The sequence below is a fragment of the Sporolactobacillus shoreae genome, assembly GCF_004684935.1.
Lineage (GTDB): Bacteria > Bacillota > Bacilli > Bacillales > Sporolactobacillaceae > Sporolactobacillus > Sporolactobacillus shoreae.
Genome location: NZ_SRJD01000011.1, coordinates 65,387 through 80,171 on the forward strand (window position 1 = coordinate 65,387; position 14,785 = coordinate 80,171).

General features: G+C 49.0%; 12 protein-coding genes. 7 read left to right on the forward strand and 5 right to left on the reverse strand.

The window, feature by feature from the left end:
- Nucleotides 1-7: 7 nt before the first annotated feature.
- From E4665_RS10520 to E4665_RS10550, 7 genes are all read left to right on the forward strand, one after another.
- Nucleotides 8-1,096, forward strand: coding sequence for a carbamoyl phosphate synthase small subunit (locus E4665_RS10520; RefSeq protein ID WP_135348759.1), 1,089 nt, complete (start codon nt 8-10; stop codon nt 1,094-1,096).
- Nucleotides 1,080-4,316 carry a carbamoyl-phosphate synthase (glutamine-hydrolyzing) large subunit gene (gene carB / locus E4665_RS10525; RefSeq protein WP_135348760.1) on the forward strand — a complete coding sequence of 1,079 codons (3,237 nt, stop codon included), beginning with the start codon at nt 1,080-1,082 and terminating at the stop codon, nt 4,314-4,316. The genes E4665_RS10520 and carB overlap by 17 nt, the downstream gene beginning before the upstream one ends.
- A gap of 83 nt (nt 4,317-4,399) precedes the next feature.
- Nucleotides 4,400-5,284, forward strand: a complete 885-nt coding sequence (gene argF, locus E4665_RS10530; protein ID WP_241654811.1) for an ornithine carbamoyltransferase — start codon at nt 4,400-4,402, stop codon at nt 5,282-5,284.
- Between the two features lie 35 nt (nt 5,285-5,319).
- A complete protein-coding gene (locus E4665_RS10535) occupies nt 5,320-6,579 on the forward strand; it encodes an argininosuccinate synthase (RefSeq protein ID WP_135348762.1) in 1,260 nt (419 codons plus the stop codon).
- Nucleotides 6,536-7,915, forward strand: coding sequence for an argininosuccinate lyase (argH, locus tag E4665_RS10540; RefSeq protein ID WP_135348763.1), 1,380 nt, complete (start codon nt 6,536-6,538; stop codon nt 7,913-7,915). Before E4665_RS10535 ends, argH begins: the two co-directional genes overlap by 44 nt.
- A gap of 184 nt (nt 7,916-8,099) precedes the next feature.
- Nucleotides 8,100-9,329, forward strand: a complete 1,230-nt coding sequence (locus E4665_RS10545) for a multidrug effflux MFS transporter (protein ID WP_135348764.1) — start codon at nt 8,100-8,102, stop codon at nt 9,327-9,329.
- A gap of 29 nt (nt 9,330-9,358) precedes the next feature.
- On the forward strand, nt 9,359-9,754 hold the full coding sequence (locus tag E4665_RS10550; protein ID WP_135348765.1) for a hypothetical protein: 396 nt from the start codon (nt 9,359-9,361) through the stop codon (nt 9,752-9,754).
- A 21-nt stretch (nt 9,755-9,775) separates the two neighbouring features.
- On the opposite strand, the gene E4665_RS10555 is transcribed toward E4665_RS10550, so the two are convergent.
- The 5 genes from E4665_RS10555 to E4665_RS10575 form a co-directional block, all read right to left on the reverse strand.
- Nucleotides 9,776-9,961, reverse strand: a complete 186-nt coding sequence (locus E4665_RS10555; RefSeq protein ID WP_135348766.1) for a hypothetical protein — start codon at nt 9,959-9,961, stop codon at nt 9,776-9,778.
- A 384-nt stretch (nt 9,962-10,345) separates the two neighbouring features.
- The gene (locus E4665_RS10560) at nt 10,346-12,535 is read right to left on the reverse strand and encodes an anthranilate synthase component I (protein ID WP_135348767.1); all 2,190 of its coding nucleotides are present in this window, start codon (nt 12,533-12,535) and stop codon (nt 10,346-10,348) included.
- Nucleotides 12,536-13,039: 504 nt separating this feature from the next.
- The gene (locus E4665_RS10565; protein WP_135348768.1) at nt 13,040-13,570 is read right to left on the reverse strand and encodes a YceI family protein; all 531 of its coding nucleotides are present in this window, start codon (nt 13,568-13,570) and stop codon (nt 13,040-13,042) included.
- A gap of 58 nt (nt 13,571-13,628) precedes the next feature.
- Nucleotides 13,629-14,267 (reverse strand): NAD(P)-dependent oxidoreductase, encoded by a 639-nt coding sequence (locus E4665_RS10570; RefSeq protein WP_135348769.1) that lies wholly within the window; start codon nt 14,265-14,267, stop codon nt 13,629-13,631.
- Between the two features lie 57 nt (nt 14,268-14,324).
- Nucleotides 14,325-14,741, reverse strand: a complete 417-nt coding sequence (locus E4665_RS10575) for an Rrf2 family transcriptional regulator (protein ID WP_135348770.1) — start codon at nt 14,739-14,741, stop codon at nt 14,325-14,327.
- Nucleotides 14,742-14,785 lie beyond the last annotated feature (44 nt).

The following is a 14,785-nucleotide window of genomic DNA, read 5'->3' on the forward strand; positions in this document are numbered from 1 at the left end:
GATGATGATGAGAAAAGGCTATCTGATTCTGGAATCGGGTGAACTTTTTCCTGGGATTTATGTAGGCAAACAAGAACCGGTGATGGGCGAAATTGTTTTTAACACAAGCATGACCGGCTACCAGGAAATCATGACCGACCCCTCTTACGCCGGACAGATTATGACATTTTGTTATCCGCTGATTGGCAACTATGGAATCAATACCACCGACAGCGAGCATGAGAAAATCCAGATGCAGGGCGCCATTTTTGCGAATCTATGCCAGGTACCGAGCCATTATCAGTGCGTCAAAACAGTGGATCAGTGGCTGCAAGAATCAGGTATTCCCGGCCTTGCCGGTGTGGATACGCGGGCCGTTGTAAAAGCCGTGCGAAAAAGCGGGACGATGAAGGCAGTTATCAGTGATAACCCTGACGCAAGCGGAGTGGACTGGAGCCGGCCGCTGCCGGTGAATACGGTCAGTATGGTTTCAACGGGCCATGTCACGGAATACCCGGGGGAAGGCCCCCATGTGGTGCTGATTGATTACGGCTATAAAAAATCGATGCTGAAGGCCCTTCTTTCTGAAGGCTGCAAAGTGACGGTTGTTCCCTATAATACATCCTTTCAGACGATTGCTTCCCTGCATCCGGCCGGTGTGATGCTGAGCAACGGACCTGGCGATCCGCTTCAGTTAAGCAGCCTTTTCGGTGAACTGAAAAAAATAACAGCCAGTTATCCGACACTAGGCATTTGTCTCGGCCACCAGCTGATTGCGCTCACATATGGGGCAAAGACTGGAAAGCTGCTTTTCGGACACCGCGGCGCCAATCATCCGGTCAAGGAAATAGAAACCGGAAAGGTCTGGATGACTTCTCAAAACCATAGTTTTGTCGTTGAAAAAAGCAGTGTTGATGATAAGACGTTTGCAATAACTTATCTGAATGTCAATGACGGATCAGTTGAAGGGCTGAAGCACCGCTCTCTTCCGATACAGACCGTCCAGTTTCATCCGGAAGCCCATCCGGGACCTGATGATACGCATCCTATTTTTAAAAGATTTATTGACACAATTAAGCAGAGCAAGGGTGAAAAAAGCCATGCCGTTACGTACTGATATAAAAAAAGTACTTGTCATTGGTTCCGGACCGATTGTGATCGGCCAGGCTGCCGAGTTTGATTATGCCGGCACTCAGGCTTGTCTGGCACTCAAAGAAGAGGGCATCGAGGTTGTTCTGATCAATAATAATCCGGCGACGATTATGACCGACGACCAGATCGCTGATCGGACCTATGTCGAGCCTCTGACACTGCAAACCATTGAAAAGATCATCGCCAGGGAACATCCGGATGGGCTGATTGGAACGTTGGGCGGACAGACAGGGTTGAACCTGGCTGTCGCACTCTATGAAAAGGGGATTCTTGCGAAATATGGGGTTGAGCTGCTCGGCACATCGGTCGAATCTATCCAGCACGGCGAGGATCGGGAACTTTTTAAAAAATTAATGATTGAAATCAATGAACCTGTCCCAAAATCGAAAATTATTCGCAGCTATGGTGACGGGCTTGAATTTACTGAAAAGATCGGCTATCCCGTAATTATACGGCCGGCTTACACACTGGGCGGTTCGGGCGGCGGTTTTGCCTATAGCGAAGAAGATTTGGATCTGGTGCTTCACAGAGGACTGAACCTAAGCCCGATTCATGAAGTGCTGATTGAGAAGAGCATCAAGGGCTGGAAGGAAATTGAGTACGAAGTGATGCGTGACGCCAATGACACGTGCATTATTGTCTGCAACATGGAAAATGTCGATCCGGTCGGCGTACATACCGGTGACAGCGTCGTTGTCGCACCCTCGCAGACACTTTCAGACGTTCAGTATCAGATGCTCCGCAACGCGTCACTGAAAATCATCCGCGCACTCAAGATCGTTGGCGGATGCAACATCCAGTTCGCGCTGAATCCAGTGTCTGATGAATACGCAATTATTGAGGTGAATCCGCGTGTCAGCCGTTCCTCTGCGCTGGCTTCCAAGGCAACCGGCTATCCGATCGCCCGTGTCGCCGCAAAGTGCGCCGTCGGCTTTTATCTGGATGAAATTCTGAATCCGATCACCGGGACAACTTACGCTTCATTTGAACCGGCGATTGACTATATTGTTGTAAAGATTCCCCGCTTTCCCTTTGATAAATTTACGGAAGCCGACCACAGCCTGGGCACACAAATGAAGGCAACCGGCGAAGTGATGGCGATCGACCGGACCTTTGAGGGCGCATTGAACAAAGGGGTCCGTTCCATGGAAATGGGATTTGCAGGATTGGAAAGGGAAACCGATCACGATTTGTCGGACGCTTCCTTGGAAGAGCAGCTTGTACATGCGACAGATCTGAGGCTATTTGCGATCGCTGAATTAATGAGAAGAGGCCGAACGGCAGGCGAGATTCATGAAATGACGGAAATAGACCTGTGGTTTTTGAACGGAATAAGAGGAATTATAGATCTTGAGGGAAAAATAAAAACGCAGCCCTGGGATGAATTGCCTGATGAGGTACTGATTCAGGCAAAACGGATGAACATCAGCGATCGGCGGCTGTCCGAACTCACGGGGGCCGCTGAGCAGACCATCCGTACGCGCAGAATTAAGATCGGGCTGACGCCTTCCTATCACCTTGTCGATACGTGTGCCGGAGAATTTGAGGCGCAGACACCTTATTATTATTCGACCTGGCAGGGCGTGGACGAAGCAGCTGTCAGCGATAAGCCGAAAATCCTGATTATTGGATCGGGACCGATCCGGATCGGCCAGGGCATCGAATTTGATTACTGCTCCGTTCAGGCAACGCTCGCTGTTAAGAAAAACGGCTATGAGGCGATTGTCATCAATAATAATCCGGAGACAGTCAGCACAGATTACTCGGTTGCCGACCGACTGTATTTCGAGCCGCTTGCAGTTGAGGATATTTTGAATGTGGCTGAAAAGGAACATGTTCAGGGGGCGCTGATCCAGTTTGGTGGCCAGACGGCTGTGAACGTTGCTGAATCGCTTGAAAAAGCGGGTATTCAAATATTGGGTACATCAACTGACGGAATTGATCAGCTGGAAGACCGGGAACAATTTTATGAATTGCTCACCGAACTGAAGATCCCGCATATCCGCGGCCTGAGCGCCACCCGTCTGGAAGACCTCACCGAAGCGGGAAAACAGCTGGGTTATCCAATCCTCGTCCGGCCGTCCTTTGTTATCGGCGGACAGTCGATGTTCCTGTTCCACAAGCCGGAAGAACTTGAAGCGTATATCCATAGTGAGCACCATCTGAGCGCTCAATCGTTCCCGCTTCTTGTTGACCGCTATATGCCGGGGACAGAGTGCGAGGTTGACGCGATCAGCGACGGAGATCAGGTTTGTATTCCGGGTATATTCGAGCATATCGAACGCGCGGGTGTGCACTCCGGCGACAGCATCGCTGTTTTTCCGTCCTATTCACTTCCCGATGCGGTGAAGCAGGAGATCGAGGAAGATACAGAGAAGATCTGCAGACGGCTGAACGTCAGGGGACTGATTAACATCCAGTTTGTGATTGCGGATGGAACGGTTTTTGTCCTGGAGGTCAATCCACGGGCTTCCCGGACAGTCCCGATTATCAGCAAGATAACCGGTATCCCGATGGTGGAAAAAGCCGTCGGTATCCAGCTCGGTCAGAAGATGGATGATCTTGATCTGATTCAGGGATACTGTCCGGAACCGCATTTTTACGCGGTCAAAGCACCTGTATTTTCTTTTGCGAAACTCCCCGGCGTTGATCCTGTGCTTGGGCCGGAAATGAAATCGACCGGAGAACAGCTTGGCATGGGGAGTACCGTTGATGAAGCTTTCATGAAGGCTTATTTTCTCGATAATCAAAATCCATTTGCCGGCGCGGTGCAGAAAGAGGTAATTCTGTGCTCAGTGACGAGCAGAGAGAGACTAGAAAGCCTGAACGCTGTCAGGCAGCTGACTGCCAAAGGCTTCAGGATCATTGCAACGACCGGCACAGCTGACTTTTATCAGGATGCGGGTGTTGAAACGGCTGAAGTTGACGAAAAAACGGAAGCGATAAAGGAACTGCTGGCAGGCGGCCGCGTAGCCGCCGTGATTAATATCCCGACGGCCGGCAGGAACCGGAAATCGTTCGGTTTTGAAATGAGGGACCTGGCGCTCCGATATCAGATACCGGTTTATACGTGCCTTGATACAATAACCGCCGCGCTGCATGCGGCAGACCGGGACTTCGAGTTTTCGGTTCATACGATTGACGAGTACCGGGATTTAAATTACACGACGAACAAGGGGAAGTGACTGATGTGGCAACGGATAGAGAAACGGCATCTGCATTAAAAGGCAGAGATTTTTTAACAATCGCCGACTTTACTTCTGAAGAAATGAATTTGTTGTTAAAACAGGCGCTGGATATGAAAGCATTAACAAAAAAACATATTCCGCATCCGTATCTTAATGGGAAAACACTGGCGATGATTTTTGAGAAATCTTCAACCCGCACCAGGGTAGCCTTCGAGGTCGGCATGTATCAACTGGGCGGTTCGGCACTTTTTCTGAGCAGCCGTGATATGCAGCTCGGCCGCGGAGAAACGATTGCTGATACGGCGAGGGTCCTTTCAAGATTCGTCGACGGCATCATGATCCGAACATTCGCCCATGAGAAGGTTGAAGAGCTGGCTGAATATGCCAGCGTACCGGTAATCAACGGGTTGACGGATACCCATCATCCCTCGCAGGTCATCGCCGATTTGCTGACAATTTATGAACATGAAGGACGTCTCGAAGGCCTGAAAGCCTGTTTCATCGGCGACGGATACAACAATATGGCCCATTCACTGCTTGAGGGGGCAGCCGCCGTTGGAATGGATCTGATCGTTGCCAGTCCGAAAGGGTATGAACCAGATCCGCTGATTCTGCGGAACGCCGAAACAAGGGCTGAATCAAACGGCTGCCGGGTCGGTTTCACATATTCCCCGAAAGAAGCGGCTGAGGGATGCGATATTATCATTACAGATACATGGCTGAGCATGGGCGACGAAGGTGAAAAAGAGAAACGGTTGCATGATTTTCAGGGTTATCAGGTTGACGACGCGTTAACTGCCCTGGCGAAACCGGATTACCTTTTCATGCACTGCCTGCCCGCACACCGTGGGGAGGAAGTCGCTCCGGACGTGATCGACGGCCCGCATTCTGTGGTGTTTGATGAAGCGGAAAACCGGCTTCATGCGCACAAGGCCATTTTAAAATGTCTGATGGAAAATAATTAATCATAGAACGGGTAAATCAAAGGAGGATTTCAATTATGGCAAAAGAAAAAATTGTGTTAGCATACTCAGGCGGCCTGGATACATCTGTTTGTATCAAGTGGCTTCAGGATAAGTACAACTACGATGTCATTGCGCTGAGCATTAATGTCGGCGAAGGCAAGGACCTGTCGATGGTCAAGCAGAAGGCTCTGGATGTCGGTGCGATCAAATCATATGTCGTTGATGCTGAAGAACTGCTGGCAGATGGCTATCTCGCACCAGCCCTCAAAGCCAATGTTTTGTACGAAGGGGTCTACCCGATTTCATCCGGACTGTCCCGCCCGCTGATCGCCAAGCTGCTTGTTGATGTAGCCCATAAAGAAGGCGCCATTGCCGTCGCCCACGGCTGCACAGGCAAGGGGAATGACCAGGTCCGTTTCGAAGTATCCATCCAGGCACTTGATCCATCACTGAAAGTGGTTGCACCGGTCCGTGAATGGGGCATGACGCGTGATGAAGAAATCAAATATGCCGCAAAGAACGGGATTCCGATTCCAGTCGATCTCGACAACCCGTTCTCGATCGATGCCAATATCTGGGGCCGCGCTTGCGAAGCCGGTGTTCTGGAGAATCCCTGGAACGAAGCGCCTGAAGCAGCTTATGAATGGACCAATCCGATTGAAAAGACACCTGACGCACCGGAATATATCGAAATCGCCTTTGAAAAAGGTGTTCCAGTATCTTTGAACGGTGAAAAGCTCCCATTTGTTGCGATCATCAAGAAATTGAATGAAATCGGCGGCCTGCACGGTGTCGGACGGATTGATCATGTGGAAAACCGTCTGGTCGGCATTAAATCCCGTGAAGTCTATGAAAATCCGGCCGCACTGATCCTGATCAATGCGCATCAGGCTCTTGAGACAATCACACTGACCAAGGAAGTATCCAAGTTCAAGCCGCTGATCGATAAAGAAATGTCACAGGTCATCTATGACGGCCTGTGGTATTCTCCGATCAGAGAAGCTCTTTCAGCCTTTGTCAGCCAGACGCAGGAAGTCGTTTCCGGAAAAGTCAAAGTCAAGCTGTTTAAGGGGAACCACATCGTTGTTGGACGTGCTTCGGATAAGAGTCTGTACAACGAAAAACTGGCGACTTATACAAAGGGCGACGCTTTTGACCACAACGCTGCAGTAGGCTTTATCAAACTATGGGGACTGCCGACAAAGGTCAATGCGGAAGTGCACAAAGACGATGCTGAAACGGAGGCAAATCATGGCGAAGCTGTGGGGCGGCCGGTTTACGAAGTCAACAAATAAGCTGGTTGACGAATACACCGCATCAATTTCCTATGACCAGGAACTGGCGAAAGAAGACATCGAAGGCAGCCTGGCCCATGTGACGATGCTCGGTGAGTGCGGGATCGTCACTGCCGAGGAATCACAGACGATTCAGGATGGCCTGCACAAAATTTTGGACAAGATTGAAAAGGGCGAGGCTGAGTTTTCCGTCGATCAGGAAGATATCCATATGAATATCGAACGGATGCTAATTGATGAAATCGGTCCGGTCGGCGGCAAGCTCCATACCGGACGCAGCCGGAATGATCAGGTTGCGACCGATATGCACCTGTATATGCGGAATAAAACGGAACTGCTGATCGAGTTGATTAAGGATGTCCAGTCCGCTTTACTCGATAAAGCGAAAGCCAATGTGGATACCATTCTGCCTGGCTATACCCATCTGCAGCGCGCGCAGCCGATTTCATTCGCACATCATCTGCTCGCCTATTTCTGGATGTTCGAACGCGACAAGGGACGCCTTCAGGACAGCATCAAGCGGATCAATATTCTGCCGCTTGGTGCAGGAGCGCTGGCCGGCACGACTTTTCCAATCAACCGCCGCCGTGTGGCCGAACTGCTCGATTTCGATGATATCTATCCGAACAGTATGGACGCTGTCAGCGATCGGGACTTTGTTGTCGAAGCTTTGTCCGCTTGTTCGCTGATTATGGTTCATCTTTCGCGTCTATCGGAAGAAATGGTGCTTTGGAGCAGCCAGGAGTTCCAGTTTATCGAACTGGATGATGCCTTCTGTACCGGTTCAAGCATCATGCCGCAGAAAAAGAATCCGGATGTCTCCGAATTGCTGCGCGGTAAAACCGGACGTGTTTTCGGCCATTTAGTCGGCCTGCTTACGGTCCTGAAAGGTTTGCCGCTTGCCTACAATAAGGATATGCAGGAAGACAAGGAAGGCATTTTCGATACGGTTAAAACGATCACTGGTGCCCTGCAGCTGCTGGCGCCCATCCTCGAAACAATGACAGTAAAAAAAGACCGGATGCGTCACGCGGTAGAGAAAGATTATTCGAACGCAACAGATATCGCTGATTATCTGGCAAAGAAAGGCCTACCCTTCCGCGAGGCCCATGCGATTACAGGTAAAATGGTGCTCTACGCCATTGAACATAAAAGGTATCTGCTTGATCTTGAATTGAGTGAGTACAAACAGTTCAGTCCGTTATTTGAAGAGGACATTTTTGAGGCTCTGCTACCTGAAAATGTGATGCGTGCCCGTGAAAGTGAAGGCGGTACCGCACCGCATCAGATCATGAAGCAGATCGAGCTGGCTGAGGAAAAAATCGGCCGGGGCTGAAAGTAATTACCCTAAACATGTTGACCCCCTATATTTATTTTTAATATAGCTTCTCATAAACCCGGATACGAACTTGAGTATTCGGTATTTTTTTCTGCTATGGTAACATAGAAGCTAGGACTCTTTACGCATGAAATTGATTTGTCGATGATCAAGATAAAAATAGAGAGAAAGGCTGTTGCATTTGAAAGTCATTTTACCGGACCCAGGAAAAGAAGAACTCATCCAAACGAGCCGCCGAAGGCACGCATGGCTCGTTGTTATTTTAGGGGCGCTGGGCGCGTTCGGACCTCTATCGATGGATATGTATCTGCCGTCGCTGCCGTCACTGACTCTGGATTTACATACAACGACATCGCTTGGGCAGTTAAGCATTACAGCGTGCCTGATCGGGCTTGCTGTCGGCCAGATTATCATCGGGCCGTACAGTGACAGCCATGGACGGAAGGGACCACTGCTGGTTGGCCTGATCGCATTTGCCGTCACTTCGTTTCTTTGCTCGATAGTCAGTTCCATCACACTTCTGGTCATTCTCCGTTTTGTGCAGGGACTGGCCGGAGCCGCCGGTCTGGTCATATCCCGGGCGGTTGCCCGTGACTTGTACTCAGGCCGTGAACTGACAAAGTTCTTCTCGATGTTGATGGCAATCAACGGAATTTTTCCGATTCTTGCACCAATTATGGGTGGATTTATTTTAAAATTTACATCCTGGCACGGTGTTTTCGTCATTCTTGGCTTCATTGGTGTTATTCTGTTTCTTGGCGCTTTTCTTGGCCTGCCGGAAACACTGCCGCGTGAAAGAAGAATTACCGGGGGGCTGGGCGGCACACTCTCAGCAATGGGTAAGATATGCCGTGACCGGCAATTCATGGGTTATGCCATTGTCCTTGGACTGGTTATGGGCGCGATGTTCTGCTATATATCCGGATCTTCCTTCGTTCTGCAGGACATGTTCGGCGTTTCGCCCATCGGCTTCAGCCTGTTTTTCGCAACGAACGGTCTTGGCATTGTTGCCATGTCGCAACTGGCGGGTATTCTCTCGTTGAAGACAGATGCAAAGAAAGTGCTGCGCACCGGAACGATCATTGCGGCGGTCGGCAGTATAGCTCTGTTCTCCGGGTTACTGCTCAATCCGCCACGGCTGATCGCGGTGATGCTGCCGCTATTCTTTGTGGTTTCCATGGTTGGGTTGGTTAATACGACATCTTTTTCACTCGCGATGCAGACTCAGGGTAAGGCGGCTGGCAGTGCGTCAGCGATACTGGGGCTTGGTATGAACACGGTCGGCGGTTTGCTGTCGCCGCTTGTCGGTCTCGGCGGTAGCGGGACCTATTTCCCCATGGCGCTTTTAATTCTTTTCTGTGACGTTGGCGCGCTTTTGGTTTATATTATCTTTATTGGACGAAGAGCCTGAATAAACCAGGTGAAAAGGAAGGACCCATAGTGCAAAAATTTTTTCTGGATCTCTATCAGATCCGGCCGAGCCAGTTGTATCTGGATCAGTCAGAAATCGAACGTGCAGAAACACAATTTAACCCGATAAATGTCAGGAATAATCTACCTCTACCAGTCAAAAAAATTGGGGGAGAAGTATTTCTTACTGGCGGGCATGTTCGTGCTTATCTATATGACCACAGCCAAATTTCACTGATACCCGTGTATTGGGATGGTGATGAGCCAGAAGAGGAGCTTTTTAAGGCACAGCTGAAATGGTGCCGTGAAGAAATGATCATGTTCGTCAGTGACCTGCAGGACCGGATTCTGCCCCATGACGAATATCTTGAACGCTGGGTGAAACGGTGTGAGGCTGAGTCCGAAAAATTGAAAAAGGGAAATTGATACCGAAAAGGAGCGTTCTCTTCAGCGGTTGTGAAATACAATGACTGTGGAAAACAAGGCGGCAAAAGTAACGATGATCAGGCTGAGCAGGCTTGTTCCCTGATTCATCTGGGGGAACGGAGTCAGGTTAAGGACCCAGTGAAAGAGCAACCATTGCCCCGCGAAAACCATTAATTTGAGAGTGAGTTGTCCGATGGTTTGAAACAAAGCGCGCGCCTCCTTGTTCAGAGAAAAAATTGAATCCAGTTTTTAACCATTTTAACAGATCGGTTATTCGGATGAAATTTCGGTACTGTCCATTCAGGGAGCCTTTTCAACAGGCTTGGCATCTTTATCAATAAAATAAGGGGAATATCAATAAAATTAAATATTTTCGACTGAACCAGATCTTGAGCAACAAGAATTTTGCTCGGCTTAGTCCGGGTTTATAGCGCAGCATGTATTTTTCTCAGAGGAAAAATTTACTTTTGTCAGAACACTTTTTTTGAGACAGCCGAGAAAATTGAAATTCAGAACCCAAACAAAAAGGAAGGCGGGATTTTTACGGCCTTCCTTTTTACACACATATATTTAAGTGTTTCGCACAGCTATTTAGACAGGCTGCGAGCTGGCCATCCGGATCACATTTTCCAAAATCTTCATGCCCGCATTTTCGCTCAGAGTCATGATTGATTCAGGGTGGAATTGAACGGCAGCGATCGGCAGGTTTCGGTGCTCAACAGCCATGACGACGCCATCCCCCGACCGCGCGGTAACTTTCAGTTCTGGGGAAATCTGGACAGCGCAGATGGAATGGTAGCGGCCGGCTTTAAACTGCAGAGGCAGTCCGCTGAATAGTGCGGAGTCGCCATCATGAATGACTGTCGATGATTTGCCATGCGCAGGGACGGGCAGAGTATCGAGCTGGCCGCCAAAATAGCTGACAATTCCTTGAAGCCCGAGACAGATACCGAAAATCGGAAGCCGTCTTTCAAGGCAGAGGCGGATCGTCTCATTCATTTGAAAACGGTTGGGCTCTCCAGGTCCGGGTGAAAGCACAACGAGATCAATCGGTTCACTTCCATCTTTGATCAACTTGCGGGCGACAGGACTGCGGCAAACGGTCACTTCAGCCCCGAGCGTCTGAAAGTAAGCGGACAAAGTATGAACAAAAGAGTCTTCATGGTCAACAAAAAGCAGGCGCAGATGGCTGTGATGCCGCTCTTTTTTCTGATGTTCTGTGCATTCCTCCTTTGAGGGAGTATGCGGTTTGAGGGCTTCAAGAAGTGCTTTGGCCTTAGTCAGCGTCTCCTGTTCTTCGCTGTCCGGCACAGAATCATAGAGCAGTGTCGCACCGACACGGATCTGGGCAACTCCTCGCTGAAGACGCAGGCACCTAAGTGTCAGTCCAGTATTCATATTTCCATTAAAACCTAACCAGCCGACAGCTCCGCCGTACCAGCCGCGCGGCGTTTTTTCGTGGCTTTCAATCCATTTTATAGCCTCGAGTTTCGGTGCTCCAGTGATGGTGACGGCCCACATATGGCTGATAAAAGCGTCAATCGCATCGAAATCCTTCTTAATCAAGCCTTTGATATGATCAACTGTATGAAAAAGGTGGGAGTACGTTTCAATTTGCCGCCGTCCGACAACTTCGACCGATCCCGGGACACAAATCCGTGACTTGTCATTACGATCGACATCCGTGCACATCGTCAGTTCGGATTCTTCTTTTGCAGATCCTAGAAGAGTCTTGATCTGCTCGGCATCCTCAATGACTGAACCGCGGCGTTTGATCGTACCTGAAATAGGGCACGTTTCTACCGTTGCGCCGTCAACGCGGACAAACATTTCAGGGGAGCAACCGACGAGAAATTCCTCCTCATTCAGGTGAATTAAGAAACCGTACGGGCTTGGATTGATCTGCTGGAGGCGGCGAAAAACATCTGAAGGGCGGCTCTGGCAGGGCTGTACAAGCACACGACTCGGCACAACTTCAAACAAATCTCCTTTTTTGAATGCGAGCTTTGCCTCCCGGACCATCTGAGCGTAATCGCCCTTTTTATCTGCAAATGCGGAGGAATGAGCCTTTCCGGATGGTTGAAAGGGATAAACTGTTCCATCACGGACAAGCCCCTCAGTGTTTTGCTTATGAAACCGGAAATCATAAACTAGCTGGTAAGCCTCATCTTTCTCACGATCGACGACAAAGAGTTCGTCTGGCAGATAGAGTTGGAGGTCGTTCTGCTCCTCATCTCTCGGTTTTGACAAAGGAAACGGCTCAAATTGTAAAATCAGGTCAAATCCGAAAGCACCGTACAAACCGAGAAATTCGTCATCAGTATGAAAAAGCTGCTGTACTTGTCGCAGGAGGGTAAAGACTGATGGTCGCCTTGTCCGGTCCTCTTCCTTGATCACGACATTGCTTTCTTTATGAAGGGTGCCAAGCAAATCGCCTGAACGACTCTGTCTGATAGTAAATGCCGGGCTGCTCAAACATTCTTTAAGATAGGTAATGATCACGCGGCCTCTGGCATTCAGCGGGCGGATTCTGAAAGTATCGGATCTGGCTGTCAGCTCGATCGGTGGGTTGACGAAGCCGATGTCCCATCTGGAGTAGCGGCCGGGGAAATTGTAGGTGCTGGAAAACAGTGCGCCCTTATGCTCATCAAGACGACTCATGAGTTTGGAGCGCGTATCGCCGACAGGCACGGAAATCCGGCTGCGGGTGATTTGCAGGCCCTTACCTGTTGCATAAACTGTGGACTGTTCTGAAGTGCGGATATTGGATAGTAAACTCACTTTTGAGGACCCCCTGTATAAATTTTTTTATACAGAAGAGCATTTGAATTCAGAATAGAAAAATCGAAGAAAGCAAGATTCCAATTGGAATTCGCCTAATTCTGTATTCTTTTTGTCTCAACTCTGCTCTTCTCTTCTACACTCTGCTCAACTAAACGGTACACTTATCATACAAGGGGGATGAGGAAAATTCAATAGTGTAAAATGTATGCGTGATATTTGTTTAATAATAATAGCGTGTTAGATGTAGCTTCCGTATCCACGGCGTTTTCTCGTCTGTGCGGGAACCCTTGATCAATCAAAATTTATTAATTGTTCATTAGACTACTATTTTTGAAGGAACAATGGCCATCAAGAAAAAAGGCGACCCGAATTCATTTTCTGAATTTCTGAGTCGCCTTTTTTGTTACAGCTCTTAAATTTTATTTGAAAAATCGTAGCTTTTTCAGTTGTTTCCTGTAATTCCTTATTGCACACATGTATTTAATAGCTCTGCACAGATTTTTAAGCAGCAGGGCTCTGTGTGATTTCGGCATCGACAGTAATCTTGATTTTGTTTCCGACAACGAGGCTGCCGTTGGCCAGAGCCTGGCTCCAGGTCAGTCCGAAGTCGCGGCGGTCAATGGAGAAGGAGAGGCTGGCCCCGCTCCGTTTCAGGCCGTATGGATCGTCGATTGGTGCACCGACTTCAGCGTCAAAAGAGATCGGTTTAGTGATGCCCTTGATTGTCAGTTCTCCTTCAATGGCGTAATCTTCACCGTCTTCGCTTGTAACTGATGTCGACACGAAGTGAACTTCCGGGAACTTTTCTGCATCAAAGAAATCGGCGCTCTTCAGGTGATTGTCGCGGTCCCCGTTTCTGGTTGTAATGCTGCCAACCTCGATAATTGCGTCAATCGCGGTGATCTTGCCGCTTTCATCTGTCGTCACAGTGCCTTTTGTTGTCTCGAAGTTTCCCCTGACGTTTGAGAGACCCATATGTTTCACCGCAAATGCTGTCTCCGTGTGTGCTGTATCAATTGTCCAATTTGCCATGTAAATCCTCTCCTTTTAAAATCCTTGTTTTTTTATGTTTGACGCGTCTCCGGGCTGATTACTCAGATTCGGAGACGACGGTAAAACGCTCATTCAAATGTTCCGGCTTTTCTATTTCATCAACCAGCGCAGCGGCGTAATCCTCATAGCTGACATAGCTTTGCCCGCTGGAATTGACGAGCAGGCGGTTTAAGCCTGTTTCGTAATGTCCGGTCCGTTTTCCAAGGGCGAAGATCGCCGAGGGGCTCAGGAAGGTCCAGTTCAGGTGTTCTGATTGCTGCAGATCCTCCAGACTTTTGGCCTGTTTAGAGGCTGTTTCATAAAACTGTTTTGGAAAATCAGGTGTATCAACCACTCGGATTGTCTCAGCTTCATCAGCATAAAGGCTGCCGGCGCCGCCAACCACAATCAGGCGTGTATTTTCCACTCCGGATAGCGCCTTGACCAGGACTTTGCCCGCTTCAATATGAAGATTCTCCATTCCTGCGGGTGCAGAAAAAGCATTGACGACGACATCAAAAGTTTCAAGATCACTTCGGGTTAATTCAAGAATGTCTTTCTGAAGATAAGGAATACTTTGATCATCCAGTTTTTCTGGATGACGGACGATTGCAGTGACCTGATGACCGCGATTCCTCGCCTCATTCAGAATCCGTGATCCCGCTTTGCCAGCGGCTCCGATAATTGCGATTTTCAAATTTTTTTACCTCCTTATTGTTGTAACCGTTCCAGTTACATTACGGCCATAACAAGATCATCCTTCGCTAAAAAGGTGATCCATAATGCCTTGAATGTTCTGGCCGGCGAGTTTCTTTTCGAGGGCTGACTGCGCACCGTGAAATGCCTCATCAAGCACCGCGTTAATGCGTTTCCCAACGGGACAATGCGGATTGGGATTTTCATGAACCGCAAACAATTCTTCGTCCGGCTCCACAGCTCTGTAGACATTGAGCAAAGTGATATCAGACGGGGATCTCGAAAGTGACGCTCCGGCTTTGCCAACTTGTGTCTGGATCAGTCCGGCTTTTCTGAGCATCCCAAGAATCCTGCGTATCACAACCGGATTGGTGTTAACACTTGACGCGATATAATCGGAAGGCAGATCGTCGTGCGGTTTGGAAGCGATCAGCGCCAGGATGTGAATGGCTACGGCGACTCGACTGTTGATCATTTTCCTCACCACCTGTAACTATTTTAATTACAGGTTAATCATTT

What these genes read in the sequence shown, in the direction of transcription:
- E4665_RS10520 (WP_135348759.1), top strand. Translation starts at nt 8, where the DNA reads ATGAGAAAAGGCTATCTGATTCTGGAATCGGGTGAACTTTTTCCTGGG.
- E4665_RS10575 (WP_135348770.1), bottom strand. Translation starts at nt 14,741, where the DNA reads ATGATCAACAGTCGAGTCGCCGTAGCCATTCACATCCTGGCGCTGATC.
- argF (WP_241654811.1), top strand. Translation starts at nt 4,400, where the DNA reads ATGAATTTGTTGTTAAAACAGGCGCTGGATATGAAAGCATTAACAAAA.
- carB (WP_135348760.1), top strand. Translation starts at nt 1,080, where the DNA reads ATGCCGTTACGTACTGATATAAAAAAAGTACTTGTCATTGGTTCCGGA.
- argH (WP_135348763.1), top strand. Translation starts at nt 6,536, where the DNA reads ATGGCGAAGCTGTGGGGCGGCCGGTTTACGAAGTCAACAAATAAGCTG.
- E4665_RS10535 (WP_135348762.1), top strand. Translation starts at nt 5,320, where the DNA reads ATGGCAAAAGAAAAAATTGTGTTAGCATACTCAGGCGGCCTGGATACA.
- E4665_RS10565 (WP_135348768.1), bottom strand. Translation starts at nt 13,570, where the DNA reads ATGGCAAATTGGACAATTGATACAGCACACACGGAGACAGCATTTGCG.